This is a genomic window from Streptomyces tuirus (assembly GCF_014701095.1).
Lineage (GTDB): Bacteria > Actinomycetota > Actinomycetes > Streptomycetales > Streptomycetaceae > Streptomyces > Streptomyces tuirus.
On the sequence record NZ_AP023439.1, the window covers coordinates 4,025,378 to 4,050,356 of the forward strand.

A 24,979-nucleotide genomic window follows, 5' to 3' on the forward strand; every position below is an offset into this window, starting at 1 on the left:
TGCGGGCCCGGAGGATACGCCTGGTGGAGGTGGATCGGGGGTGAATCCCCCGGGCGGGGGTGCGTTTCGGGCTGTGCTGGGTAGAGTCCGTCGACATGGAGCACGAGGTGTTCGTTCCGGTTCCGGCCGAGCGGCTCAGGGAGGTGCTGGACGACCCCGCGCGGGTCGCCCGGGCCGTTCCCGGGCTCCAGCAGGACGCCGGCGCCGAACCGGTCGCCGGGCGGCTGAAGATCCGGGTCGGCAGCCACTCCGTCACCTACCGGGGTGCCGTACGGGTCTCGCGCCGGGACGGTGACGCGTACGCCGTCGAGGGTGAGGCGGAGGAGTCGCGCGGCAGCGGCTCGGTCAAGCTCAGCCTGCGGATCGCCCTGCGCACGGCGGAGGACGGCTGCACCGTCGTCTACGACGGCACGGCCTCCGCGGACGGACGGATCAAGGACCTCCCGGCGGACGCGGTGGAGAGCGCCGTCACCCGGCTGCTGAACCGTTTCGCGGAGCACCTCGCCGCGGCGGCCACGGGCGCGGACGACGAGGCGCCGACGCCCCCGCCCCCGTCCGGCCAGGACTCGGGCGCGGCGGCCGAGGGGAAGGCCCCCGCCGACCCCGGTCTCACCGAGGAGCCACCGGCCGACCCCGAGCGCCCCTCCGTCTTCGGCGTCGACGTCCCGTCCTCCTCCCTCGGACCCGAGGACGAGGAGGACGAGGAGGACATCGCCGAGGCGGCGCACGCGCGGCGGACCATGATCGGGCGCAGCGCCGAGGAGGTCGACCACGCACCGCCGCGCGGCCGGTACGCCCCCGTGCCCGCGCCGCAGACCGTGACGCCCGCGGCCCCGCTGCGCTGGGCGGCCCCCGCGGCGGCGCTCGCGGTGGCCTCGGCCATCGTGGCGGTCCGGGCCCTGCGCCGGCGCCGCTGAGCGGGTCCTGGCCCTGCGCCGGCGCCTTTGAGCCACCACCGCGTGCGGGCCGGGCGGACATGGCCGAACCACCCCGCACCCGCCGAGGCCCTCTTGATCACCGCAGTAGGGTCGACCCGTGAGTGACGAAGACATCACGCTGACCGCGGGTGACGCGGAGGTGACCGTGCAGCCGGGCAACGGCGGCCGGGTCGGAGGGCTGCGGATCGGCGGCGTCGAACTGCTGCGACAGGGCGCGCGTTTCGGGTGCTTTCCGATGGTGCCGTGGTGCGGCCGGATCCGGGACGGACGCTTCCTGGACGGCGCCGAGATGCGGCAGATGCCGCTGAACGCCCCGCCGCACGCCATCCACGGCACCGTCCGCGACCACGCCTGGCGCACCGCCCGCACGAGCACGGACGAGGCCGTCCTCACCTGCGAGCTCACCGACCCCTGGCCCCACCCGGGCCTCGTCACCCAGATCATCGCCCTCACCGAGGACGCGCTGACGCTGACCATGTCCGTCGAGACGTACGAGTCGTCCTTCCCGGCGCAGATCGGCTGGCACCCCTGGTTCAACCGGAACCTCGGCGGCGAGGACGTGACCCTCGACTTCGACCCCGCCTGGCAGGAGGAGCGCGGCGAGGACCATCTGCCCACCGGCAACCGCCTCGATCCCAAGCCCGGCCCCTGGGACGACTGCTTCGGCATGCCCGGCGGCGTCGAGGCCACCCTGACCTGGCCCGGTCAGCTGGAGCTGAAGGTGACGAGCCGGGAGGAGTGGGTCGTCGTCTACGACGAGCAGCGGGAGGCCGTGTGCGTGGAACCGCAGACCGGCCCGCCCAACGGCCTCAACACCCTGCCGCGCCTGGTCACACCCCTGGAGCCGCTGGAGGCCACCACGACCTGGCGCTGGCGCCGCCTAGGGTCTTTCTGATGGAGATCCGCGGGAGAAGGAGCGGCGTTCGGTGCGTGCGATCGGCGTGCGGGGCCGAGGGTCATGTGGCGGAGCCACCTGGCCCTCGGCCCCGTGCGGCGAGCGTGCGTGCCGGGCGTCGCGACGCCGCGGAGCTCCATCAGAAGGACCCTTAAGCTGGGCGGCATGACGGACACTCGCGGCGCGCTGCTGCAGCAGATCAAGGACAAGGCCGTGGTGCACGGCAAGGTGACCCTGTCATCGGGTCTGGAAGCCGACTACTACGTCGATCTCCGGCGCGTCACGCTCGACGGCGAGGCCGCCCCGCTGGTCGGCCAGGTGCTGCTGGACCTGACCGCCGAGCTGGACTTCGACGCCGTCGGCGGCCTCACCATGGGCGCCGACCCGGTCGCCGCCGCCATGCTGCACGCGGCCGCCGCGCGCGGGAAGCGCCTGGACGCCTTCGTCGTGCGCAAGGCCGCCAAGGCGCACGGCCTGCAGCGGCGCGTCGAGGGCCCGGACATCGCGGGCCGCCGCGTGCTGGTCGTCGAGGACACCTCCACCACCGGCGGCTCCCCGCTCACCGCCGTCGAGGCCGTGCGCGAGGCCGGGGCCGAGGTCGTCGCCGTCGCGACCATCGTCGACCGGGCGACCGGCGCCGCCGAGAAGATCCAGGAGGGCGCCGGGGTGCCGTACCTCTACGCCTTCTCCAAGGACGAGCTGGGACTCGACTGACCGCGCACCGACCAGGGCGTGGACGGTGGCCTGGACCTTCCGGCCAAGTCTGGAAAGATGGGGCCGACGATGACGTCGCACCCCAAGGTCTAGGTCAGGGCCGTTAGACACAGCAGTACGTCAACCCGCAGATACAAGGAGCGGACGCATGCCCATCGCAACTCCCGAGGTCTACAACGAGATGCTGGACCGGGCGAAGGCAGGAAAGTTCGCCTACCCGGCCATCAACGTGACCTCCACCCAGACCCTGCACGCGGCCCTGCGCGGTTTCGCTGAGGCGGAGAGCGACGGCATCGTCCAGATCTCCACGGGTGGCGCCGAGTTCCTGGGCGGTCAGTACAACAAGGACATGGTGACCGGCGCGGTCGCCCTGGCCGAGTTCGCGCACATCGTCGCCGAGAAGTACCCGGTGAACGTCGCGCTGCACACCGACCACTGCCCCAAGGACAAGCTCGACGGGTACGTACGTCCGCTCCTGGCGCTGTCCCGGAAGCGCGTCGAGGCCGGTCTGAACCCGCTGTTCCAGTCGCACATGTGGGACGGCTCGGCCGAGACCCTCGCCGACAACCTCGCCATCGCGCAGGAGCTGCTGGAGCAGGCCCGCGCCGCGAAGATCATCCTCGAGGTGGAGATCACCCCGACCGGTGGCGAGGAGGACGGTGTCTCCCACGAGATCAACGACTCCCTCTACACCACGGTCGACGACGCGATCCGTACCGCCGAGGCCCTCGGCCTGGGCGAGAAGGGCCGCTACCTGCTCGCCGCGTCCTTCGGCAATGTGCACGGCGTGTACAAGCCGGGCAACGTCGTCCTGCGCCCCGAGCTGCTGAAGGAGCTGAACGAGGGCGTCGCCGCCAAGTTCGGCAAGGCCTCCCCGTTCGACTTCGTCTTCCACGGCGGTTCCGGCTCCACGGAGGAGGAGATCCGCACCGCGCTGGAGAACGGCGTCGTGAAGATGAACATCGACACCGACACGCAGTACGCGTTCACGCGCCCGGTCGCGGACCACATGTTCCGCAACTACGACGGTGTGCTGAAGGTCGACGGCGAGGTCGGCAACAAGAAGACCTACGACCCGCGCACCTGGGGCAAGCTGGCCGAGGCCTCCATGGCCGCGCGCGTCGTCGAGGCCTGCGGCAACCTGCGCTCGACCGGCACGAAGATCAAGTAAGTCCGGATCGCGGCGGATCGCTCCGGATCACGCCGGTGGGCATCGGTTAGTCCTGGTTAGTACTGGCTAGTACTGTTCGCTCGCGTGGAGCCCGGCACCTCCTGAGGTGCCGGGCTCTTCCGTATGCTCCCTGCATGCCCGATGTCCGGTTGGCCTCCCCGCAGGGCAAGTGGGTCCTGCTCACCACCGTCCTCGGCTCCAGCATGGCGATGCTGGACTCGACCGTCGTCAACGTCGCCCTGCCGCGCATCGGCCGTGACCTCGACGCGAACCTGTCCGCCCTGCAGTGGACGGTCAACGCCTACATGGTCACGCTGGCCGGGCTGATCCTGCTGGGCGGGGCGCTGGGGGACCGGTTCGGGCGGCGCAAGGTGTTCGTCGTCGGCGTGGTGTGGTTCGCGGTGGCGTCGCTGCTGTGCGGCATCGCGCCCAACGCGGGCGTGCTGATCGCCGCGCGGGCGCTCCAGGGGGTGGGCGGCGCGCTCCTGACCCCCGGGTCACTGGCGCTGATCCAGGCGTCCTTCCATCCCGACGACCGGGGGCGGGCCGTGGGCCTGTGGTCCGGCTTCGGCGGGATCGGGGCGGCGGTCGGGCCGTTCGTCGGCGGCTGGCTGGTGGACGGGCCGGGCTGGCGGTGGGTGTTCCTGCTGAACGTGCCGCTGGCGCTGGTGTGCGTGCCGGTGGCCCTGCGGCACGTTCCCGAGTCGGGGGACGGTTCGGCCCACGGGCGGTTCGACGTGCTCGGGGCCGTGCTCGGGGCGCTGGCCCTCGCGCTGGTGACGTACGCGCTGATCGAGGCCCATGAGGGCGGTCTCGTGGTCGCGGTCTCGGCGGTGGCCGGGCTGGCCGCGGCCGTCGCGTTCGTGCTCGTCGAGCGGCGCCGGCCCGATCCGATGATGCCGCTGGACATCTTCGCGTCCCGGCAGTTCACGGCCGTCAACCTGGTCACGCTGTGCGTGTACGCGGCCCTCGGCGGGTTCTTCTTCCTCGCCGCGCTCCAGCTCCAGGTGGTCGTGGGCTACTCCGCCCTCGCCGCCGGTACGGCACTGCTGCCGACGACCGTGCTGATGCTGCTGCTGTCGGCGCGCTCCGGGGAGCTGGCCGACCGGATCGGGCCGCGGATCCCGCTGACGGTGGGGCCGCTGCTGTGTGCGGCCGGGATGCTCCTGATGCTGCGGGTCGGACCGGGCGCGTCCTACGTCACCGATGTGCTGCCGGCGCTGGTGGTGCTCGGGCTGGGCCTGGTCACGCTGGTGGCGCCGCTCACGGCGACGGTGCTGGGCTCGGTGAGCGTGGTGTGGGCGGGGCTGGCCAGCGGCATCAACAACGCGGCGGCCCGGGCGGCGGGTCTGATGGCGGTGGCGGCGCTGCCGCTGCTGGTGGGCATGGGGGAGGAGGCGTACCGGGAGCCGGCCGCCTTCGACACGGCGTTCGACAAAGCGATGGGCTGGTGTGCGGGGGCGCTGGTGGCGGGGTCGGTGATCGCGGCCGCGGCGGTGCGCAGGCCGCCACCGGACTGCAAGCGCCCGGAATGCCTGCGGCACGGCGGCGTGACGGCACCGCCGCTGGAGGGGGAGCCGGTGCGGAAGCGGTTGGGGTAGCGGACCCGGCCTAGCGGGCATGCGTGCCGCTGGGGGCGGCACGGGTGGGCGCGGGCACCCCGCTACGCCGGGCTGCGCACCGACCCCGCCCCGAGTCAGCGCCGAGCACCCCGAAGTGCCGAGGTGCGTACCATCCCGGTCCAACGGCGCCGCCGCCGTCGCGATGCCGCAGACTTGGGGCATGTCCATTCACGAGAACCTGCTCGGGGGCCCGCCCCCGACCCACCTCCCCGACGACCCCGGGCCGCGGGAAATGCTCGCGTCGGGTGCCTCGCCCGTCGAGGTCGCCGGTGCGCACCCCACCTCCTCGCTCGCCTGGGCCCAGCTCGCCGACGAGGCGTTCGAGCGCGGCGCCGCCGTGGAGTCGTACGCGTACGCCCGCACGGGCTACCACCGCGGTCTGGACGCGCTGCGCCGCAGCGGCTGGAAGGGCCACGGCCCGGTGCCGTGGGAGCACGAGCCGAACCGCGGCTTCCTGCGGGCCCTGCACGCCCTCGCCCGCGCGGCGCAGGCGATCGGCGAGCAGGACGAGCACGAGCGCTGCTCCCAGTTCCTGAAGGACTCCTCGCCGACGGCGGCGCAGGTCCTGGGCTGACCACGGTCCGTGCCCGCGAGGCCCGTCCCCGAAAGGCGGGCCTTGCGGTCTCGGGGGACGATTGCGTTTCGGGGGACGATTGCGCAAGATGCCCTCGGGGACCGGGGCCCCCGTGTCGGATTCGGCAGGGGCGGACCGCTACCCGGAGTTATACGCAGGAGACAGCGATGTCCCACGAGGCTCACGAGCCCGAGACCCCGCATCTCGACTTCCACGGCACGACCCCGTACGAGGACTACGTCAAGGCAGACGTACTCACCCACCTCCAGCACACCCTCTCCGACGATCCCGGAGAGATGGTCTTCCTGGTGACGACCCAGGTGATGGAGCTGTGGTTCACCGTCATCGTCCACGAGTGGGAGACGGCGGCCGGCGCGCTCAGGGGTGACGACATCCCGACCGCCATCCACGCGCTCAAGAGGTCCGTCCGCGAGCTGGAGGCGCTCAACCACTCCTGGAAGCCGCTCGCCCAGCTCACGCCGGCCCAGTTCAACTCGTACCGCAGCGCCCTCGGCGAGGGCTCCGGCTTCCAGTCGGCGATGTACCGGCGCATGGAGTTCCTGCTCGGCGACAAGTCCGCGTCCATGCTCGTCCCGCACCGGGGCGCACCGCGCGTGCACGCCGAGCTGGAGAAGGCGCTGCACGAGCCGAGCCTGTACGACGAGGTCGTGCGGCTGCTGGCGCGGCGCGGGCACGACATCCCGGAGGCCGTGCTGCGGCGCGACGTCTCGAAGCGCTACGAGCCGTCGCCGCAGGTGGAGGCGGCCTGGACGGCCGTCTACGCGGGTGACGAGAGCGACGAGGTCGCCCGGCTGGGTGAGGCGCTGAGCGACGTCGCCGAGCTGGTGTGGCGCTGGCGCAACGACCACCTGGTCGCCACCCGCCGTGCGATGGGCGCCAAGACCGGCACGGGCGGCTCCGCCGGGGTGGCCTGGCTGGAGAAGCGCGCGCAGAAGAACGTGTTCCCCGAGCTGTGGACGGCGCGGTCCTATGTCTGACCTGGCCGTCGTGGCGGAGAAGCTGGACGCCGTCGACGAACTGGCGGCCAAGCGCGCCGAGTTCGTGCTCGACCCCGCGTCCGATCGTGCGGCCGACGCCGTGGACGTCTACCTCGACGGCAACTCGCTGGGCGCGCTGCCCGGCGTGGTCCCCGGCCGGGTGGAGGACGTCGTACGCCGCCAGTGGGGCGAGCTGCGCATCCGGTCCTGGGAGGAGAGCGGCTGGTGGACGGCGCCCGAGCGGATCGGCGACCGGATCGCCCCGCTGGTCGGGGCGGCGCCCGGGCAGATCGTCGTCGGCGACTCCACCAGCGTCAACGTCTTCAAGGCACTCGTGGGCGCGGTCCGGATGGCCGGGGAGGGCCGTGACGAGCTCCTCGTCGACGCGACGACCTTCCCCACCGACGGGTACATCGCCGAGTCCGCCGCCCGCATGACCGGCCGCACCCTGCGGCCCGTGGCACCGGCCGACGTGCCGGGCGCGCTGGGCGAGCGCACCGCCGCCGTCCTGCTCAACCACGTCGACTACCGCACCGGCCGGCTGCACGACCTGCCCGGTTTGACGGCCGCCGTGCGCGAGGCGGGCGCGGTCGCCGTCTGGGACCTGTGCCACAGCGCGGGCGCGCTGCCGGTCGGGCTGGACGAGCACGGCGTGGATCTCGCGGTCGGCTGCACCTACAAGTACCTGAACGGCGGGCCCGGTTCACCCGCCTACCTGTACGTGCGGCGGGAGCTGCAGGACCGCTTCGACTCGCCGCTGCCCGGCTGGAACTCGCACGCCGAGCCGTTCGGGATGCGCAGCGGGTACGAGGCGGCCCCCGGTGCCCTGCGCGGCCGGGTCGGCACGCCCGACATCCTCTCCATGCTCGCCCTGGAGGCGGCCTTGGACGTCTGGGACGGGGTGTCGGTCGAGGCCGTGCGGGCCAAGTCCCTCGCGCTGACGGACTTCTTCCTTCAGTGCGTGGCGGCGTACGTGCCCGAGGGCCGGGTCGTGTGTGTGACGCCGCTGGCGCACGAGGAGCGGGGCAGCCAGATCGCCCTGCGCTGCGACGACGCCGGTGACGTGATGAAACGGCTGATCGAGCGGGGAGTGGTCGGCGACTTCCGGGCGCCGGACGTGCTGCGCTTCGGCTTCACGCCGCTGTACGTCGGGTTCGCCGACGTGGAGCGGGCGGCGCGGGTGCTGGCGCAGACGCTGGCTTGAGGCGGCTTGAGGCGGCTTGAGTCGGCCTTGAGTCGGCCTGAGTCGGCCGGCCTGAGTCGGCCTGAGTCGTGAGTCGGCCTGAGGTGGCTTGAGCGGTGGCTCCGCCCGGGCGGCGGCGGGGCCGGGACACCCCGGTGGTGTCCCCGGCCCCGCGGCGTCCGCCCGGTCTTCACCGAGCGTCACATCTGCGTGTTCGCGCATGTCATGCGCCTGGTACCGTCCCGGCCAACGGCTGAACCCCTCAACTGGGGCGCCGCGTACGGTTCGACGCTGGAAGGTTGGAGCATGACGGACGACGTCGCAGCAGCACGGGCCGCTGCCGAGGAGAAGTCGGCCTTCTCCCACGCGCCCGTCGACCCCGACGCCACCGCGGCCTACGGTGACCATCCCGACCAGGTGATCGACTTCTACGCCCCGCGCCGGGCCGGTGGCCCCGGGCCCGCCCCGGTCGTCTTCGTCCTGCACGGCGGTGCCTGGCGGGCCCCCTACGACCGGCGCCACATCAGCCCCTTCGCGGACTTCCTCGCCCGCCGCGGGTTCGCCGTGGCCAGTGCCGAGTACCGGCGCGGCGGCGGTGACGCCTCCGTCGCCGGCCGCTGGCCCGACACCTTCGACGACGTCGCCGCGGCACTGGACGCCCTCCCGGCGCTGGTACGGGAGTTGCTGCCGCAGGCCGACCCGCGCCGTACGGTCCTCACCGGCCATTCGGCGGGCGGGCATCTCGCGCTGTGGGGTGCCGCCCGGCACGTCCTGCCGGCCGGCTCGCCCTGGCGGGGAGGCAGCCCGGCGACACTGCGCGGCGTCGTCGCCCTCGCCCCGATCGCCGACCTCTCCATCGCCGACAAGCTGGACGTGTGCGGGGGCGCCGCGCGTCAACTCCTGGGCGGGGACGAGAACTTCGCCGAGCGGCAGCCGTACGCGGACCCGGCGCTGCTGCTGCCCACCGGCATCGCCACCACCCTCGTCCAGGGCCGCACGGACCTCGATGTGCCGCAGGCCGTCGCCGAGTCGTACGCGGAGGCGGCGGCGAAGGCCGGGGAGATGGTGGGGGTGACGCTGCTGGAGGACGTGGGGCACTTCCCGCTCATCGACCCGGCGGCGGACGCGTGCGCGGTGGTCGTGGAGGAGATCGCGCAACTGGCCTGGTGAGCACCGCGGCGCGGCCGTCTCCGGCACCGCCCTCGACCAGCCCGTATGAGCAGGCCTCGGTCATACCCGTAATACCTGAGAGCTACCCGGCAGATGAGTTCCTGGGCGTGACGCGGACGAGGTCGCCCGCTCCGTAACTTCCCTTCCATGCGGATCCGATGGCCGGGCGCGCTGGAGGGGGACGACCATGGGGGCCGCACCGCAGTACTGCCGTGCCGACGGCGGACGCTGTGCCGACGGCGGATGCCGTGCAGTGCGGTGGCGCCGTGTCGACGGTGGACGCCGTGCAGGGCGATGGCGTGGCGCCGGGCGGTGGCGCCGTGCCGGTCGTTGGCGTCGCGCCGGGCGGTGGCGCCGCGCCGGGCGATGGCGTCGTGCCGGTCGCTGGCGCCGTGCCGCGCTCGCCGCCCTCGTGACGGGCGCCGTGGTCCTGCCCCTCTCCGCGGCCGTGCGACCGGACACCCCCGCACCGGCCCCCGCCTCCCTCGCGCCCCTCGGCGCGGCGACGCTCGACGAGGCCTACGCCGTCAACCGGGCCAACGCCGCCGAGGCGTCCCGCATGGCCGCCGCCCACCACGACCGCAGCCGTGCCGCGACGGACCGTCGGCTGGCCGCCCTCACCCGGCATCTGCTCCACTTCGACGGCCGCGGCTCCGGCCGGGTGACGGAGGTCCTCGGCGACCTCGCCCGGGCCGGCCGCGTCGCCGTCCTGGTCCCCGGCTCCGACACGGGCCTCGACACCTACGGCCGGTTCCACGCCGCGGCCTCCGCCCTGCACCGGCAGCTCGCCCGGCAGGCCCCGGCGGGCACGCACACCGCGGTCGTGGCCTGGCTGGGCTACGAGACGCCGGGCACGGTCAGCACGACGGTCACGACGACCACCAGGGCGGAGCAGGCGGCCCCGCACCTGCGCGCCCTGGTCGCCGACCTGCGCGCGATATCCGGCGAAGGAGCGCGCATCTCCCTCCTCTGCCACTCCTACGGCTCGGTCGTATGCGGCCGTTCCGCCGCCGGCCTCGACATCGACGACATCGCGCTCGTCGGCAGCCCCGGCACCGGCGCGGACACCGCCGCCGGCCTGCACACCCGCGCCCGGGTCTGGGCGGCCCGGGGCGGTGACGACTGGGTGGAGAACGTCCCGCACCTCGGCCTGGACCTGTTCGGCACCACGGTCGGCTTCGGCACCGACCCCGTCTCCCCGGCCTTCGGCGCCCGGGTCTTCACGGCGGGCGCCGGCGGCCACAGCGACTACTTCAGGCCCGGCTCGACCTCCCTGACCAACCTGGCCCGGATCGTCCTGGGCGACACCAAGGCGGTGACCCATGACTGACATCGGCGTACGCGCGCTCCGGCGGGGAGTGCGCCGCCGCGCCGACCGCATCGGTGCGGCCACCCCGCCCGACCGCGACCGGGCCGTGGACGCCCTGCGGGCCGTCGCCGTCCTCGGCGTCGTCCTCGGGCACTGGCTCGTCACCGCCCTGGTCTCCGACGGCCGCACCCTGCGCACCGCGAGCCCCCTGCAGCACATGCCCTGGCTGGCGCCCATCTCCTGGCTGTTCCAGACACTCGCGGTGTTCTTCCTGGTCGGCGGCCATGTCGCCACCCGCGGCTACGCCTCGGCCCGTGCCCGGGGGGTGCCCTACCACCAGTGGCTGACGGGCCGTCTGACCCGGTTGTTCACGCCGGTCGCGGCCGTCCTCGGCCTGTGGACGGCGGCCGCGCTCGCCCTGCTGCTGTCGGGCACCGAGTTCGGCACGGTCCGCACGCTGGTGAAACTGGCCCTGGCCCCGCTGTGGTTCCTCCTGGTGTTCGCGGGCCTGACGGCGGCGACCCCGCTGCTCACCCGGCTCAGCCCGCTCTGGCCCCTGGCCGTCGTGCTCCACGTCGACCTGCTGCGCTTCGGCCTGGGCGGCCCCTCCTGGCTGGGCTGGGTGAACGTGGCGGCGGGCTGGATGGTGCCCTACACGCTGGGCGCGGCCTGGACCCGCGGGGAGCTGGAGCGCCGCCGCGCGGGCTGGATCCTGCTGGGGGCCGGGGCGGCGGCGACCGCGGCGCTCGTCGGGTGGGCGGGCTATCCGGCCGCGATGGTCGGCGTCCCGGGCGGGGGCATGTCCAACCTGGACCCGCCCTCGCTGGCCGTCGTCACGTTCGGCCTGGCCCAGTGCGGTCTCGCCCTGCTGCTGCGCGAGCGCCTGCGGCACACGACGCGTCGGCCCCTGGCGTGGGCGGCGGTGGCGCTCGTCAACCTCTCCGCGATGACCGTCTTCCTCTGGCGCCAGACGGCCTTGATGGCCACGACCGCCACCGGCCTCCTCGCCGGCCGGCTGCCCGGCCTGCACACTCCGCCCGACGGGCTCGGCTGGGTCGGTGCCCGGCTGCTGTGGCTGCCCGTGTTCGCACTCGCCCTCGCGGTCTGCTGGGCCGCCTTCCGCTCTTTCGAGCGCAACAGCGGCGGCCGGGGCCGCAGATCGCGGGTGGTGCGCTCGCACCGTCCGTCCGACCGGGGCACCCCGGCGAAGGCCCGACATGTCTAGGCTGGGCCGCGTGACGGACACGGGGGTGGGCCGCGCGCCGCGAGCGCGCGTCACGGGCTGGCTGCGGGCACTGCGCGGGGACCTGTGGACCGTCCGGGCGGACCCGCTGCCCCCCTCCACCTGGCTGCGCTGGCTGCCGCACGGACTGCTGTGCCTGGCCGCGTTCGGCATCACGGTCGGTGGCGCGGGCGACATGACCGACAACGGGCATCTCGGTTCCGGCCTGGCGCTGCTGGTCGCGGGCGGACAGGGCGGCGCCGTGGTGCTGGGCATGTGGCGGCCGGTCCCGGCGTGGTGGCTGTCCCTGGGGGTATTCGTCCTGGGCGCCGCTGCGGTGCGCACCCGCATGGGCTTGGACCTGGAGACCTACACCTGGCCCTGGACCGCCGCCGGAATCATCGCCGAGCTGTTCGTGCTGCTGCTGCTCGCCCTGCGGGTGCCCACCCGCGCGGCGGTGGCGGCCCTGGCGGTGACCGCGTTCCCCACCTGGGTCTTCGAAAGCCTCTGGACCGGCGAGCCCTACGACACCACCGGCGTCCTCGCGGTCTCCCTGTTCACCATCGTCGTGATACTCGGCAGCGCGCTCCGGGGCCGGCGCGAGGCCCGCGCCCAACTCGTCGAGCAGACCACGCTCACCGCCGAGGAACGCACCCGGCGCACCCTCCTGGAGGAGCGCAGCCGCATCGCGCGGGAGCTGCACGACGTGGTGGCCCACCACATGTCGGTCATCTCCATCCAGGCACAAGTCGCTCCGCACCTCGTCGAGAACCCGCCCGACGAGCTCAAGGAGAACCTCGCGGGCATCCGGCAGAACGCGCTGGAGGCGCTGACCGAGCTGCGCCGGGTGCTGGGCGTGCTGCGCTCGGAGCACACCGGGCCGGGTGAGTCGCCCGAGGGCCCGCACGACGGGACAGCACCGCACGCCCCCCAGCCCACGCTCGACCGGCTCGACACGCTGGTGGAGAACACCCGGGCCGTCGGCCGCGAGGTCGTCACCGACATCAGCGGCGAGCGGCGCCCGCTGCCACCCGGCGTGGAGCTGTCGGCGTACCGGATCGTGCAGGAGGCGCTGAGCAACGCCCTGCGGCACGCACCCGGCGCGAACATCACGGTCCGCCTCACGTACGAGGCGGACGGCCTGGAGGTGGAGATCGTCAACGGCCGCCCGACCGGGCCGCCCCCGCCGTCGACGGGGGCGGGGCACGGACTGCTCGGCATGCGGGAGCGGGTCGCGATGCTCGGCGGCACGATGACCGCGCATCCGTGGCACTGGGACGGCTTCAAGGTCACCGCCTTCCTCCCGGACACCCCGCCCGCCGACACGCCGGGCACCGACCACCCCACGGCTCGCAGGAAAGGGACCTCATGACGAGCGGCACCGGCCACCCCATCCGGGTTCTCATCGTCGATGACCAGGCGATGGTCCGGCAGGGCTTCACCGTGCTGCTGGGCGTCCAGCCCGACATAGAGGTCGTCGGCGAGGCGAAGGACGGCGAGAGCGGTGTCGCGAAGGCCGCCGAGACCCTCCCCGACGTCGTCCTCATGGACATCCGCATGCCCGGCATCGGCGGCATCGAGGCGACCGAGCACATCACGGCCGCGCACCCGGACATCAAGGTGCTGGTGCTCACCACCTTCGACCTCGACGAGTACGTGTACGACGCGCTGCGCGCCGGAGCCTCCGGGTTCCTGCTGAAGGACGCGTCGGCGGAGCAGCTCGCCGAGGCGGTCCGGGTGGTCGCCGCCGGGGAGGCGCTGCTCGCCCCGGTCATCACCCGCAAGCTGATCGCCGAGTTCTCGCGGCTCGACGGCAAGCCCCGCGCCCCGCTCAAGGAGCGCATCGGCGACCTGACCGAGCGGGAGACGGAGGTACTCGCGCTGATCGCGCAGGGCCTGTCGAACGCGGAGATCGCCCGGCACCTGTATGTGGCCGAGCAGACGGTGAAGACCCACGTGGGCCGGATCCTGGTGAAGCTGGGCCTCAGAGACCGGACCCAGGCGGCGGTGTTCGCCTACGAGTCGGGGCTGGTGCGGCCGTCGGGCTACTGACGGGGCGGCGCCGATCGCCCCTGGGCGGATCGCCCCTGGTCCGCCCCGTAGTACCTGAGAGGGACGGGCAGGAACCCCTCTCACTGGGGACGACCGGGACCCGGGGGTACGCCTACGGTTCTGTACGTGACCGAGACGACTCACGTGCAGACCACACCGCCCGGGGACCGGGCCAAGCCACGCAGTCCGGAGTACCGGGTGGCGGTGGACTCCCTGCGCGGCCTGCGGCAGGACCTCATCGAGGACGCGTTCGCCTACCGGCCGTTGCCCGGCAGGCGCACGGACGGGCGGATCGTGCGGCGGCTACCGGGCCGGCTGCGGGAGTACGCGGCGTGGCTCCCGCACGCCCTGATCACCGTGGCGGCCCTGATCACCCTGGCGTTCTCCACGGTCGACTCCGGCGGCCCGGCCCTGCTGCTCGGTCTGCTCTGCGCGATTCCCGTGCTGCTGACCATGGTCCGGCCGGTCGTCGCGTTCTGGGCGTCCATGGTCTCCACGCCGATCGTCTCCGCGCTCGGCAGCCAATGGGGTGAATGGCCCTGGGCAGCCGGCAGCTTCGCCTGCCATCTGACCGTGCTGACGGTCGTGGCGATACGCACCCGGCCGCGCACGGCAGCGTGGATGTGGGCGCTGACGGCGGCGTACGCCCTCGTCGCGGACACCGGCATCGGCCCGACCTACTACGCGTACGGCAGCAACTCCGCCGCCATGCTGGTCATATCGGCCCTGGTCCTGCTCTGCGTCACCGTCTGGCACATCCGGCGCCACGCCGAGCAGGAGGTCACCGCCCAGCAGACGGTCACCGCGCACGAGCGCTCCCGCCGCACCCTGCTGGAGGAGCGCACCACCATCGCCCGCGAGCTGCACGACGTCGTCGCCCACCACATGTCGGTCGTCGCCATCCAGGCGGAGGCCGCGCCGTACCGGGTGGAGAACCCGCCGCCGGAGCTGGAGAAGGCGTTCGCCACGATCCGGGAGAACGCGGTGGCGGCCCTGACCGAACTGCGCCGGGTGCTCGGCGTCGTCCGTGCCGAGGACTACGAGGTGCCGGACGCCCCGCAGCCCACGCTCGCCGACCTGGACGGACTGCTGACCAATGTCCGGGAGGCCGGGCTGACCGTGGAGAAGACGGTGACGGGCGCGGTGCGGGAGCTGCCGCAGGGCGTGGAGCTGTCGGCGTACCGCATCGTGCAGGAGGCCCTGAGCAACACCCTGCGGCACGCGCCGGGGGCCACCGCCCGGGTGGAGATCGGGTACGTGCTCGGCGGCCTGGGGCTGCGCGTGGTCAACGGCCCTCCGCCCAACCCGAGCCTGGTCAAGCCCTCGCCCGGCGCCGGGCACGGCATCACGGGCATGCGGGAGCGGGTGTCGATGCTGACCGGCGAGATGACCGCCGGCGGCACGGAGGACGGAGGCTACGAGGTGACGGTGTTCCTGCCGGTCGCCCTGCCGGGCGGGGACGAGGCATGACCATCCGGGTCCTGATCGCGGACGACCAGATGATGGTGCGCGAGGGCTTCTCGGTCCTGCTGAACGCGATGCCGGACATCGAGGTCGTCGGCGAGGCGGTGAACGGCCGCGAGGCCGTCGCCAGGGTCCGAGAGCTCGCCCCGGACGTGGTGCTGATGGACATCCGCATGCCCGAGCTGAACGGCATCGAGGCGACCCGCGAGATCGTCGCCGCCGACGGTGCGGCGAAGGTGCTGGTGCTCACCACGTTCGACCTCGACGAGTACGTGTACCAGGCGCTGCGCGCGGGTGCCTCGGGCTTCCTCCTCAAGGACGCCTCGGCCCGCCAGCTCGCCGACGGGGTGCGGGTGGTGGCGTCGGGGGAGGCGCTGCTGGCCCCCTCGGTGACCAGGCGCCTGATCACCGAGTTCTCCAAGCTCTCCGAGAAGCCGCGCCTGATGCCCTCCGCGCAGGCGGCCTACGGGGATCTCACCGAGCGGGAGACGGAGGTGCTGGTCCTCATCGCGCAGGGCCTGTCGAACTCGGAGATCGCGGAGCGGCTGGTGGTCGCCGAGTCCACGATCAAGACACACGTCAGCCGGATCCTGGTGAAGCTGGGCCTCCGGGACCGGACGCAGGCGGCGGTGTTCGCGTACGAGGCGCGGCTGGTGACGCCGGGCTAGCCGGATGTCGTCCCGCAGGCCCCAGGGTCCGCAGGCCTTCGGGTCCGCAGGCCCCCGGGTCCGCAGGCTTTCGGGCCCGGGGGCGACATGGACGGATCAGTCCAGCTGCATCGGCTTGCAGGGCATCTCGCGAAGGAACACCCCTGGTCAGGGAGGGGGGTCGGGAGCTAGCGTCCCGGCATGGCTGCCTTCGACCCGTGGGACCCGGCGTTCCTCGCCGACCCTTACCCCGCCTACGCCGAGCTGCGTGCCCGGGGCCGCGTGCACTACTTCGAGCCCACGGACCAGTGGATCGTCCCGCACCACGCGGACGTCTCGGCACTGCTGCGCGACCGCCGCCTGGGCCGCACGTACCAGCACCGGTTCACGCACGAGGAGTTCGGCCGCACGGCGCCGGCGGCGGAGCACGAGCCGTTCCACACGCTCAACGACCACGGGATGCTCGACCTGGAGCCGCCGGACCACACCCGGATCCGCCGACTGGTGTCGAAGGCGTTCACACCGCGCACGGTGGAGCGGCTGAAGCCGTATGTGCGGGGCCTGGCCGACGACCTGGCGTCCGCGCTGGTCGAGGCGGGCGGCGGCGATCTGCTGAAGGACGTCGCCGAGCCCCTGCCCGTCGCGGTGATCGCCGAGATGCTCGGCATCCCGGAGTCCGACCGGGCCCCGCTGCGCCCCTGGTCGGCGGACATCTGCGGGATGTACGAGCTGAGCCCGTCCGAGGACACGGCGGCGAAGGCGGTCCGGGCGTCGGTCGAGTTCTCCGACTACCTGCGCGACCTGATCGCGGCCCGCCGCAAGGAGCCGGGCGAGGACCTCATCTCCGGGCTCATCGAGGCCCATGACGAGGGCGACCGGCTCACCGAGCAGGAGATGATCTCCACCTGCGTGCTGCTGCTCAACGCCGGCCACGAGGCCACGGTGAACGCCACGGTCAACGGCTGGTACGCCCTGTTCCGCAACCCCTCCCAGCTGGAGCTGCTGCGCGCGGACCACACGCTCATCCCCTCCGCGATCGAGGAGCTGATGCGCTACGACACCCCGCTCCAGCTGTTCGAACGCTGGGTCCTGGACGAGATCGAGATCGCCGGCACGACGATCCCGCGCGGCGCGGAGATCGCCATGCTGTTCGGCTCCGCCAACCACGACCCGGCGGTGTTCCGGGACCCGTCGGCCCTCGACCTGACCCGCGCGGACAACCCCCACATCTCCTTCAGCGCCGGCATCCACTACTGCATCGGCGCACCACTGGCCCGTATCGAACTGGCCGCGTCGATGGGTGCGCTGCTGGAGCGCGCCCCGACGCTGCGACTGGCCGCCGAGCCCGAGCGGAAGCCGAACTTCGTGATCAGGGGACTGGAGGGGCTGCCCGTGGAGGTGGGGTGACCCGCACCCGAATGCGCACCCGCACCCCCACCCGAACCCGTCCCGGTCACGTCGTCATGTCCCGCCGCCGCAACCCCGCCAGCCCTCCGGCCACCAGCAGAGCCGCCAGCCCGGTCAGGACCAGCACGGGCCCCCACTGCATGGATCCGCCCGGCAGCTTCGGCAGGTGCCCGAACGGTGAGACGTCCAGCACGGCCTGCGGTACGTCCAGCGCGGGCCCGACCCAGCCGATCAGAAGCACGGCCCCGGCGACGCCCCACGCCGCCGGGGCTGCCCGGGGCAGGACCCCGTGCAGCAGCACCGCCAGCCCGCCGATCACCCATACCGCCGGGAGCTGCGCCAGGCACGCCGCCAGGATCGGGCCGGTCTCCTTGCCGTAGCCGACGGCGAAGCCGAGCCCGGCCAGCAGCATGATCAGGGCGGCGCCGCCGAAGGCGATCACCAGATGACCGCAGGCCCAGCGCACCCGCCCCACCGCGTTCGCCAGCACCGGTTCCGCCCGGCCCGAGGTCTCCTCGCCGTGCAGGCGCAGCACCGACGCCACGATGTACAGCGCCGCGATCAGGCCCAGCATCCCGACCATCGACGCCAGGAACGCGTCCGTCAGGCCGGACCGGCCGCCCATGCGCTCGAAGACGCGCCGGGCGTTGTCGTTGTCGCCCACCAGCTCGGCCGCGCCGTCGGTCATGCCGCCGTAGACGACCCCGGCCAGGAAGAAGCCGATGCTCCAGCCCAGCACGCCGCCCCGCTGCAACCGCCAGGCCAGGGCGCCGGCGCTGCCCAGGCGGCCGGACGCCGGGCCCGGCCGGGTCGGCAGGAAGCTCATGCCGAGGTCCCGGCGGCCGGCCAGGGCGTAGGCCACCGCACCCTGGAGGGCCACCGCCCCGGCGAGCGGGGCCAGCACCCACCAGCGCTCGGACGCGTACGGCCGCAGGTTTTCCAGCCAGCCCAGCGGCGACAGCCAGGTCAGGACCGAGGAACCGTCGTCGGTGGCCGAGTCGCCCGCCGCGCGCAGCACGAACGCGGCTCCGAGCACCGCCGCCGTCAGACCGCGTGCCGGCCGCGCGCTCTCCGTCAGCTGCGCGACGATCGCGGCCATCGTGGCGAAGACCATCCCGACGGCGGCGATCCCGAGCCCGAGGGCCAGGGCGCCGGTCGTGCCCTGCCCGGCCAGCCCCACCGTCACCAGCAGCGCCAGGACCCCGTTCGCGACCGCCGCCGCGAGCAGGGCCGCCGTCAGGGAGGCCCGGCGGCCCACCATCCCGGACGCCACCAGCTCCTGACGGCCGCTCTCCTCCTCGTCCCGGGTGTGCCGTACGACGATCAGCAGGCTCATCACGGCCGCCAGGGCGCCGGCGTAGATGCCGACGCGCCAGGCCGTCAGGGCGCCCAGCGAGTCGCCGAAGACCGGGCCGACCATCGCGCGCAGCGAGGAGTTGGTCTCCATCTGCCGGATCAGGTCGGCGCGTTCGGCCGGGGTGCCGTACAGGCCCTCCAGGGTGCCCGGCATGGAGAGCACCATCAGCGCGTTCACCGCGATCCACACGGGGATCATCAGCCGGTCGCGGCGCAGGGCGAACCGCAGCAGGGTTCCCGTGCCGGCCAGTTGGCGTGAACTGCCGGGCCGTACCGCGAACGTGGTCATCGGGCCACCGCCGCGTCCGGCTCGGCCGTCTCCTCCTGGTAGTGCCGCAGGAACAGCTCCTCCAGCGTGGGCGGTGTCGACGTCAGCGACCGTACGCCCGAGTCGCTCAGCGACCGCAGGACGCCGTTCAGCCGGTCGGTGTCGACCTGGAGCCGGACGCGCTGCCCCCGCACGTCGAGGTCGTGCACGCCGGGCAGTTCCGCCAGGCCGTCGGGCGGACCCGCGAGTTCGGCGACGACGCTGGTGCGGGTGAGGTGGCGCAGGTCGGCGAGTGAACCGCTCTCGACCGTGCGGCCGCCGCGGACGATGCTCACCCGGTCGCACAGCTCCTCGACCTCGCTGAGGATGTGGGAGGAGAGCAGGACCGTACGGCCCCGGTCGCGCTCCTCCCGGACGCAGCGCTGGAAGACCTCCTCCATCAGCGGGTCCAGGCCCGAGGTCGGCTCGTCCAGGATCAGCAGGTCGACGTCCGAGGCGAACGCGGCGACCAGGGCGACCTTCTGCCGGTTGCCCTTGGAGTAGGTGCGGCCCTTCTTGGTGGGGTCGAGCTCGAAGCGCTCGATCAGCTCCGCGCGGCGCCGCGCGTCGAGCCCTCCGCGCAGCCGGCCGTAGAGGTCGATGACCTCGCCGCCGGAGAGGTTGCGCCACAGCGTGACGTCGCCGGGGACGTAGGCGATCCGGCGGTGCACCTCCACCGCGTCCGTCCACGGGTCGCGGCCGAGGACCTGCGCGGCGCCGGAGTCGGCGCGCAGCAGGCCGAGCAGGACCCGGATGGTGGTGGACTTCCCGGCGCCGTTGGGGCCGAGGAAGCCGTGCACCTCGCCGGCGGCGACCTCCAGGTCGAGCCCGTCGAGAGCATGCGTCCGCCCGAAGGACTTGTGCAGTCCGGAGACGGTGATGGCCTTCGTCATGTTTCAGAACGTACGCTTCTTTCATAAATTTGTGAAGTTAAGGAAGCGTGTGAATCACGGATAGGATGAGGCCCATGACGGAATCAGCCGGGACCGGCCGGGACGCGGAGGCCGTGTCGAGGTTCGTGGAGTCCTTCGCGGCCCAGCTCGTCGAGGCGGGGATGACGCGCATGCCCGCCCGGGTCTTCGCCGCGCTCCTGTCCTCCGACGCGGGCTCGATGACCTCCGCCGAGCTGGGGGAGCAGCTGCGGATCAGCCCCGCGGCGGTGTCCGGGGCAGTGCGCTACCTGGCCCAGACACACATGGTCTCCCGCGAACGGGAGCCGGGCTCGCGCCGGGAGCGCTACCGGGTGCACGGCGACCAGTGGTACGAGGCCCTGACCAACCGCGACACCGTCCTCAAGCGATGGGAGGGCGCCATGCGCGAGGGCGTCACCAGCCTCGGCGCCGACACCCCGGCCGGCCGCCGCCTCTCCGAGACGCTGGCGTTCTTCGAATTCCTCGACGGTGAACTCGTCGCCCTGATGGAGCGCTGGCGGGTGCACCGCGACAAGACGTTCGGACCCCGGGCCTAGGGGCCTTCTACGGAGGTCCGTCGGCAGGCCCCCGGGCCTGCTCACCGCCCCGACGGCACCGTCAGCCCCCAGGCGGCCTCCCGGACCACCCATGTCCGGGTCCGTACCGGCCCCGACACCGCCATGTCCGCGCGGTAGCGGAAGTGCGCCCCGGACACCGTCACCGTCCGGCCCTGGGCCAGCAGCGGCGAGGCCTCCGCGCCCACCGACACCGGCCTGACCTCCACCGACGCCACCCCCGCGGCGACCGGTGCCACCGACACGGCCTCCACCGGCTGGTCCAGGTCGATGAGCGTGTCCCCGTCCACCTCGACCCGCAGCCGGGACGGCCCCGGCTCGGGCGCGGCGGCGACCCGGGACGGGCGGCCCGCCGGGACCAGCGTGCGGACCAGGGACTGGCAGGTCCGCAGCCACGGGTGGCCCGGCATCGCGTCCGCGTCCGGTGTGCCCTCCGGGACCGCCCCGGCCGGAGCGGGCCGGGGCGGCGGTATCCGCAGCGCGCCGAGCACCACCCCGTCGCTGTCGTCGACCATCAGATCCATGCGCCGCTCGACGCCGTCGAGCACCGCCCGCGCCGCCGCGACCGTCCCCGTCGGCACCCCCAGCGACCGGGCCAGGGACAGCGCGCCCCCGACCGGCACCACCGACAGCGCACATCCGGCCAGCTCCCGGTGCCGGTGCAGCAGCGCCACCGCGCGGATCAGGGCCCGGTCGTCGCCCACCACCACCGGCCGCCGCGAGCCCCGCCGGGCCAGCGCCCGGGCGAACTCCTCCGGCCCGTCCGGCAGACACAGCTTCATGCCGGCACCCGCTCCGAGCACGTCTTTCGCGATCCGGACGGACTCTCCGTCCGACCTACGGGCGACCGGATCGACCACCACCAGCAGCTGCTCGGACGTCGCGGAAGTCGCCACCTCGGCCATGCCTCGCTTCCTCGGGTAGCATCTTTGTGCAAGAGCCCCTTGCGCTATTGCGCCAGGGGCTTCGTCTATTCCGGGGCATCCGGTCCGACGGTTGGCGGCCAACGGTGGTCGCGGTGCACGCGGTGGTACACCGCCGCGTTCGCCCTCGACCATGGACATGCCCCGCCCGGAAGGGGTGTACGCGCGTGCCCGCACTTGTGCTGCTCGGTGCTCAGTGGGGTGACGAAGGCAAGGGAAAGGCCACCGACCTTCTCGGTGGTTCCGTGGACTATGTAGTGCGCTACCAGGGCGGCAACAACGCCGGCCACACGGTGGTCGTGGGCGACCAGAAGTATGCACTGCACCTCCTCCCTTCCGGAATCCTGTCTCCCGGCTGTACGCCGGTCATCGGAAACGGCGTCGTCGTCGACCCGTCGGTCCTGCTCTCCGAGCTGAGCGGTCTGAACGAGCGTGGCGTCGACACGTCCAAGCTCCTCCTCAGCGGAAACGCGCACATCATCACCCCGTACAACGTGACGGTGGACAAGGTGACCGAGCGCTTCCTCGGCAAGCGGAAGATCGGCACGACCGGGCGGGGCATCGGCCCGACCTACGCCGACAAGATCAACCGCGTCGGTATCCGCGTGCAGGACCTGTACGACGAGTCGATCCTCACGCAGAAGGTCGAGGCGGCCCTCGACGTCAAGAACCAGGTCCTCACCAAGCTCTACAACCGGCGCGCGATCGCCGTGGACCAGGTCGTCGAGGAACTGCTGGGCTACGCCGACAAGCTCGCGCCGTACGTCTCCGACACCGTCCTGGTCCTCAACCAGGCGCTGGAGGAGGACAAGGTCGTCCTGTTCGAGGGCGGCCAGGGCACGCTCCTCGACATCGACCACGGCACGTACCCCTTCGTCACCTCGTCGAACCCGACCGCGGGCGGCGCCTGCACCGGCTCCGGTGTCGGCCCGACGAAGATCAGCCGGGTCATCGGCATCCTCAAGGCGTACACCACCCGCGTGGGCGCCGGCCCGTTCCCGACCGAGCTGTTCGACGAGGACGGCGAGGCGCTGCGCCGCATCGGCGGGGAGCGCGGTGTCACCACCGGCCGTGACCGCCGCTGCGGCTGGTTCGACGCGGTCATCGCCCGCTACGCGACCCGCGTGAACGGCCTGACCGACTTCTTCCTCACCAAGCTCGACGTCCTCACCGGCTGGGAGCAGATCCCGGTCTGCGTGGCGTACGAGATCGACGGCAAGCGCGTCGAGGAGCTCCCGTACTCCCAGACCGACTTCCACCACGCCAAGCCGGTCTACGAGATGCTCCCCGGCTGGAACGAGGACATCTCCAAGGCGAAGTCCTTCGGTGACCTGCCGAAGAACGCCCAGGCGTATGTGAAGGCGCTGGAGGAGATGTCCGGCGCCCCGATCTCCGCGATCGGCGTCGGCCCGGGCCGGGACGAGACGATCGAGATCAACTCGTTCCTCTGACCCGCCCCCGTGTCCGCAGGCCGCCCCCCGTACGCACGGGGGGCGGCCTGCGTTTCGTCGCAGGGAGAGTTGCCGGGAACCGGCATACGCTGAATTCATACCCCCACGTGCGTCGACCAGAAGAAGGTGACCACGATGCGCGTACTGCTGAAGATGAGCATGGACACGGAGAAGTCCAACGAGGCCATCCGCAACGGCACCCTGGGGAAGCTGATCCAGGAGTCGATGGAGCAGATCAAGCCCGAAGCGGCCTATTTCACCACCGACCACGGCAAGCGCACCGCCTACGTGTTCTTCGACATGCAGGACAGCTGGCAGATGCCGGTCATCAGTGAACCCTTCTTCCTGCAGCTGGACGCGGAGATCTCCTACACGCCGGTGATGAACATGGAGGACGTGCAGAAGGGTCTCTCCCAGCTGGGACGCTGAGCCGCGGGCCCCGCTGAGGACGACCGGGCTCGGCTGACCGACCGCGGCCGGGCTCAGCTGAAGACGATCATCGACCCCTGGGCGAGACTGCGGGTCACGGCCGCGTGCAGCCCGAGCCAGACGTGCCGTTCACGGGCGAACGGGCTCGGGTCGTACGGCGCGGGCACGGCGGGTTCCTCCAGCTCCGTCGGGGCGAGCGGCGCCTGGGGGGCCGCCGGCGGGTTGGCCGGGTCGATGCCGAGGGCCGGTGCGACCACCTCCAGCTCCCGCAGCAGGGCGTGCGAGGAGCCGAGCGGGCCGCCGCCGGCCAGGAGGGCGTCGTCGGCGAGCGGGCTGGGGAAGTCGACGGGGACGTACGCGCCCGCGTGGTCGTAGTGCCAGACCAGGTGCGACTGCTGGGCCGTCGACTCGAACATCTCCAGCAACTGCTCGTAGTCGCCGCCGAGTTCGTCCACGGGCGTCACCGGCAGGCCGCACACCTGGAGCAGATAGGCCCGGCGCAGGAAGTGCAGCGCGTCGTAGTCGAAGCCCGCGACCGGGGCGACCTCGCCGGACAGGCCCGGCATGTACTGGTACACCGGCACCGGCGGCAGACCGGCCTCGGCGAGCACCTTGTTGTATTGCGCGAGTTCCTCGGCGAAGGGGTTGTCCGGCGTGTGGCACAACACGTCGACGAGCGGTACCAGCCACAGGTCACAGGCCAAAGAAGGCTCCTCGCTCAGCGCGGTGGTCGGGTAGCACGGTGGTCAAGAAGGGTAGCGGTGCGGCGCGGTCACGGCTCCCGCCGTGCATGTCCCATACCCATACGGACAGCGGCGACTCGGGTCATCGGGGGACGAGACCCGATCAGGCTGAGTGTCATCGGGGGACGAGACCCGGTCATGCTGAGTGTCATCGGGGGACGAGACCCGGTCAGGCTGAGCGTGATCGGGAGGCGAGCCGTTCGATCAGGCTGAGCGAGTGCGTGTTGTACGCCGCGATGATCGCCCGGGCGGCGTCGTTGTCGCGGTCGATGAGGGCGTCGACCAGCTGGGTATGGCCGGCCCACAGCTCGCCGCGCAGATCGGTGAGCCGCCGCAGGTGCTGCACCGCGCACACCCAGGTCTGCACGCGCAGCCGGTGCAGGAAGTCGGTGAGGTAGGGGTTGCCGAAGCAGGCGCCGAGCTCGCGCCAGAAGCGCAGGTCGTAGCCGATGAGCACGGTGAGATCACCGGCGGCGGCGGCCCGCTGCGCCTCCTCGCCGCGCCGGCGGACCCCGGCGACCACGGCGGCGGACCGGGGATCGTCCGGCCGTACCGCACCCGGCCGCCCGGCGGTCAGCGCGAGGAACATGCCCTCGATGACCAGGCCGCGGGCCTCGATCATGCCGCGGAAGTCGTCGACCGAGTACTCGTGGACCCGGAAGCCGCGGTGCTGGTCGGCTTCGAGGAGCCCCTGCGCGGAGAGGTCGACGAGCGCCTCGCGCACCGGCGTCGCGGACACCCCGTACTGCTCGGCGATCTCCTTGACCGTGAACTCCTGACCCGGCTGGAGCCGCCCGGCCAGCACCTCGTCACGAAGCGCGTCGGCGATCTGCTGCCGCAGGGTGCTGCGGGTCACGGCGCCGTTGCCGGAGGTGGCGGGCATGGTCGGGGCGTCTCCCTCGTCGCGTTCGGGTGGCG

General features: G+C 72.8%; 24 protein-coding genes. 19 read left to right on the top strand and 5 right to left on the bottom strand.

The window, feature by feature from the left end; all coding sequences use genetic code 11:
- The first annotated feature begins 95 nt into the window (after positions 1-95).
- The 16 genes from IGS69_RS18525 to IGS69_RS18600 all read left to right on the top strand — a co-directional run bounded on the left by IGS69_RS18525 (position 96) and on the right by IGS69_RS18600 (position 17,366).
- Positions 96-917 carry an SRPBCC domain-containing protein gene (locus IGS69_RS18525; protein WP_190901215.1) on the top strand — a complete coding sequence of 274 codons (822 nt, stop codon included), beginning with the start codon at positions 96-98 and terminating at the stop codon, positions 915-917.
- A 118-nt stretch (positions 918-1,035) separates the two neighbouring features.
- Positions 1,036-1,833 (top strand): aldose epimerase family protein, encoded by a 798-nt coding sequence (locus IGS69_RS18530; protein ID WP_190901217.1) that lies wholly within the window; start codon positions 1,036-1,038, stop codon positions 1,831-1,833.
- Between the two features lie 165 nt (positions 1,834-1,998).
- Entirely contained in the window at positions 1,999-2,547 is a 549-nt protein-coding gene (gene pyrE / locus IGS69_RS18535) for an orotate phosphoribosyltransferase (protein ID WP_190901219.1), read from the top strand.
- 148 nt (positions 2,548-2,695) lie between these two features.
- Positions 2,696-3,718: a class II fructose-bisphosphate aldolase gene (gene fbaA / locus IGS69_RS18540; protein WP_190901221.1), complete on the top strand. Its 1,023-nt coding sequence runs from the start codon at positions 2,696-2,698 to the stop codon at positions 3,716-3,718.
- Between the two features lie 134 nt (positions 3,719-3,852).
- Entirely contained in the window at positions 3,853-5,319 is a 1,467-nt protein-coding gene (locus tag IGS69_RS18545) for an MFS transporter (RefSeq protein ID WP_190901223.1), read from the top strand.
- A gap of 181 nt (positions 5,320-5,500) precedes the next feature.
- Positions 5,501-5,914, top strand: coding sequence for a DUF3151 domain-containing protein (locus tag IGS69_RS18550; protein ID WP_190901225.1), 414 nt, complete (start codon positions 5,501-5,503; stop codon positions 5,912-5,914).
- Positions 5,915-6,081: 167 nt separating this feature from the next.
- The gene (locus IGS69_RS18555) at positions 6,082-6,912 is read left to right on the top strand and encodes a tryptophan 2,3-dioxygenase family protein (RefSeq protein WP_190901227.1); all 831 of its coding nucleotides are present in this window, start codon (positions 6,082-6,084) and stop codon (positions 6,910-6,912) included.
- Positions 6,905-8,116 carry a kynureninase gene (gene kynU / locus IGS69_RS18560; RefSeq protein ID WP_190901229.1) on the top strand — a complete coding sequence of 404 codons (1,212 nt, stop codon included), beginning with the start codon at positions 6,905-6,907 and terminating at the stop codon, positions 8,114-8,116. The genes IGS69_RS18555 and kynU overlap by 8 nt, the downstream gene beginning before the upstream one ends.
- Positions 8,117-8,401: 285 nt before the next feature.
- Complete coding sequence (locus tag IGS69_RS18565) at positions 8,402-9,265, top strand: alpha/beta hydrolase (protein WP_190901231.1); 864 nt, start codon at positions 8,402-8,404, stop codon at positions 9,263-9,265.
- Positions 9,266-9,518: 253 nt separating this feature from the next.
- On the top strand, positions 9,519-10,595 hold the full coding sequence (locus IGS69_RS18570; RefSeq protein ID WP_190904550.1) for an alpha/beta hydrolase: 1,077 nt from the start codon (positions 9,519-9,521) through the stop codon (positions 10,593-10,595).
- Positions 10,588-11,799 carry an acyltransferase family protein gene (locus tag IGS69_RS18575; protein ID WP_190901233.1) on the top strand — a complete coding sequence of 404 codons (1,212 nt, stop codon included), beginning with the start codon at positions 10,588-10,590 and terminating at the stop codon, positions 11,797-11,799. Before IGS69_RS18570 ends, IGS69_RS18575 begins: the two co-directional genes overlap by 8 nt.
- Entirely contained in the window at positions 11,792-13,168 is a 1,377-nt protein-coding gene (locus IGS69_RS18580; RefSeq protein ID WP_190901235.1) for a sensor histidine kinase, read from the top strand. Before IGS69_RS18575 ends, IGS69_RS18580 begins: the two co-directional genes overlap by 8 nt.
- A complete protein-coding gene (locus tag IGS69_RS18585) occupies positions 13,165-13,848 on the top strand; it encodes a response regulator (RefSeq protein ID WP_190901237.1) in 684 nt (227 codons plus the stop codon). The genes IGS69_RS18580 and IGS69_RS18585 overlap by 4 nt, the downstream gene beginning before the upstream one ends.
- Positions 13,849-13,974: 126 nt before the next feature.
- A complete protein-coding gene (locus IGS69_RS18590; RefSeq protein ID WP_190901239.1) occupies positions 13,975-15,318 on the top strand; it encodes a sensor histidine kinase in 1,344 nt (447 codons plus the stop codon).
- On the top strand, positions 15,315-15,980 hold the full coding sequence (locus IGS69_RS18595) for a response regulator (protein ID WP_190901241.1): 666 nt from the start codon (positions 15,315-15,317) through the stop codon (positions 15,978-15,980). The genes IGS69_RS18590 and IGS69_RS18595 overlap by 4 nt, the downstream gene beginning before the upstream one ends.
- Positions 15,981-16,160: 180 nt before the next feature.
- Entirely contained in the window at positions 16,161-17,366 is a 1,206-nt protein-coding gene (locus tag IGS69_RS18600; RefSeq protein WP_190901243.1) for a cytochrome P450, read from the top strand.
- Between the two features lie 46 nt (positions 17,367-17,412).
- On the opposite strand, the gene IGS69_RS18605 is transcribed toward IGS69_RS18600, so the two are convergent.
- Positions 17,413-19,011: an ABC transporter permease gene (locus IGS69_RS18605; protein ID WP_190901246.1), complete on the bottom strand. Its 1,599-nt coding sequence runs from the start codon at positions 19,009-19,011 to the stop codon at positions 17,413-17,415.
- Positions 19,008-19,922: an ABC transporter ATP-binding protein gene (locus IGS69_RS18610; RefSeq protein ID WP_190901248.1), complete on the bottom strand. Its 915-nt coding sequence runs from the start codon at positions 19,920-19,922 to the stop codon at positions 19,008-19,010. Before IGS69_RS18610 ends, IGS69_RS18605 begins: the two co-directional genes overlap by 4 nt.
- 74 nt (positions 19,923-19,996) lie before the next feature.
- Here IGS69_RS18610 and IGS69_RS18615 point away from each other — a divergent pair, with 74 nt between their 5' ends.
- Positions 19,997-20,497, top strand: coding sequence for a GbsR/MarR family transcriptional regulator (locus IGS69_RS18615; RefSeq protein WP_190901250.1), 501 nt, complete (start codon positions 19,997-19,999; stop codon positions 20,495-20,497).
- A 41-nt stretch (positions 20,498-20,538) separates the two neighbouring features.
- On the opposite strand, the gene IGS69_RS18620 is transcribed toward IGS69_RS18615, so the two are convergent.
- Positions 20,539-21,420, bottom strand: coding sequence for a diacylglycerol kinase catalytic domain-containing protein (locus IGS69_RS18620; protein WP_190901252.1), 882 nt, complete (start codon positions 21,418-21,420; stop codon positions 20,539-20,541).
- Between the two features lie 185 nt (positions 21,421-21,605).
- Between IGS69_RS18620 and IGS69_RS18625 the strand changes: the two genes are divergently transcribed.
- Both IGS69_RS18625 and IGS69_RS18630 read left to right on the top strand, forming a co-directional pair.
- Positions 21,606-22,889: an adenylosuccinate synthase gene (locus tag IGS69_RS18625; RefSeq protein WP_190901254.1), complete on the top strand. Its 1,284-nt coding sequence runs from the start codon at positions 21,606-21,608 to the stop codon at positions 22,887-22,889.
- A 135-nt stretch (positions 22,890-23,024) separates the two neighbouring features.
- On the top strand, positions 23,025-23,318 hold the full coding sequence (locus IGS69_RS18630; RefSeq protein ID WP_190901256.1) for a hypothetical protein: 294 nt from the start codon (positions 23,025-23,027) through the stop codon (positions 23,316-23,318).
- Between the two features lie 53 nt (positions 23,319-23,371).
- Here the strand turns inward: IGS69_RS18630 and IGS69_RS18635 are convergent, their stop codons facing one another.
- Both IGS69_RS18635 and IGS69_RS18640 read right to left on the bottom strand, forming a co-directional pair.
- A complete protein-coding gene (locus IGS69_RS18635; protein ID WP_031109637.1) occupies positions 23,372-24,022 on the bottom strand; it encodes a hypothetical protein in 651 nt (216 codons plus the stop codon).
- Positions 24,023-24,230: 208 nt separating this feature from the next.
- On the bottom strand, positions 24,231-24,944 hold the full coding sequence (locus IGS69_RS18640) for a GntR family transcriptional regulator (RefSeq protein ID WP_190901258.1): 714 nt from the start codon (positions 24,942-24,944) through the stop codon (positions 24,231-24,233).
- Positions 24,945-24,979 lie beyond the last annotated feature (35 nt).

Coding starts and splice junctions, on each gene's coding strand:
- IGS69_RS18525 (WP_190901215.1), top strand. CDS start 96: ATGGAGCACGAGGTGTTCGTTCCGGTTCCGGCCGAGCGGCTCAGGGAG.
- pyrE (WP_190901219.1), top strand. CDS start 1,999: ATGACGGACACTCGCGGCGCGCTGCTGCAGCAGATCAAGGACAAGGCC.
- fbaA (WP_190901221.1), top strand. CDS start 2,696: ATGCCCATCGCAACTCCCGAGGTCTACAACGAGATGCTGGACCGGGCG.
- IGS69_RS18545 (WP_190901223.1), top strand. CDS start 3,853: ATGCCCGATGTCCGGTTGGCCTCCCCGCAGGGCAAGTGGGTCCTGCTC.
- IGS69_RS18550 (WP_190901225.1), top strand. CDS start 5,501: ATGTCCATTCACGAGAACCTGCTCGGGGGCCCGCCCCCGACCCACCTC.
- IGS69_RS18555 (WP_190901227.1), top strand. CDS start 6,082: ATGTCCCACGAGGCTCACGAGCCCGAGACCCCGCATCTCGACTTCCAC.
- kynU (WP_190901229.1), top strand. CDS start 6,905: ATGTCTGACCTGGCCGTCGTGGCGGAGAAGCTGGACGCCGTCGACGAA.
- IGS69_RS18565 (WP_190901231.1), top strand. CDS start 8,402: ATGACGGACGACGTCGCAGCAGCACGGGCCGCTGCCGAGGAGAAGTCG.
- IGS69_RS18575 (WP_190901233.1), top strand. CDS start 10,588: ATGACTGACATCGGCGTACGCGCGCTCCGGCGGGGAGTGCGCCGCCGC.
- IGS69_RS18580 (WP_190901235.1), top strand. CDS start 11,792: ATGTCTAGGCTGGGCCGCGTGACGGACACGGGGGTGGGCCGCGCGCCG.
- IGS69_RS18585 (WP_190901237.1), top strand. CDS start 13,165: ATGACGAGCGGCACCGGCCACCCCATCCGGGTTCTCATCGTCGATGAC.
- IGS69_RS18595 (WP_190901241.1), top strand. CDS start 15,315: ATGACCATCCGGGTCCTGATCGCGGACGACCAGATGATGGTGCGCGAG.
- IGS69_RS18600 (WP_190901243.1), top strand. CDS start 16,161: ATGGCTGCCTTCGACCCGTGGGACCCGGCGTTCCTCGCCGACCCTTAC.
- IGS69_RS18605 (WP_190901246.1), bottom strand. CDS start 19,011: ATGACCACGTTCGCGGTACGGCCCGGCAGTTCACGCCAACTGGCCGGC.
- IGS69_RS18610 (WP_190901248.1), bottom strand. CDS start 19,922: ATGACGAAGGCCATCACCGTCTCCGGACTGCACAAGTCCTTCGGGCGG.
- IGS69_RS18615 (WP_190901250.1), top strand. CDS start 19,997: ATGACGGAATCAGCCGGGACCGGCCGGGACGCGGAGGCCGTGTCGAGG.
- IGS69_RS18620 (WP_190901252.1), bottom strand. CDS start 21,420: ATGGCCGAGGTGGCGACTTCCGCGACGTCCGAGCAGCTGCTGGTGGTG.
- IGS69_RS18630 (WP_190901256.1), top strand. CDS start 23,025: ATGCGCGTACTGCTGAAGATGAGCATGGACACGGAGAAGTCCAACGAG.
- IGS69_RS18640 (WP_190901258.1), bottom strand. CDS start 24,944: ATGCCCGCCACCTCCGGCAACGGCGCCGTGACCCGCAGCACCCTGCGG.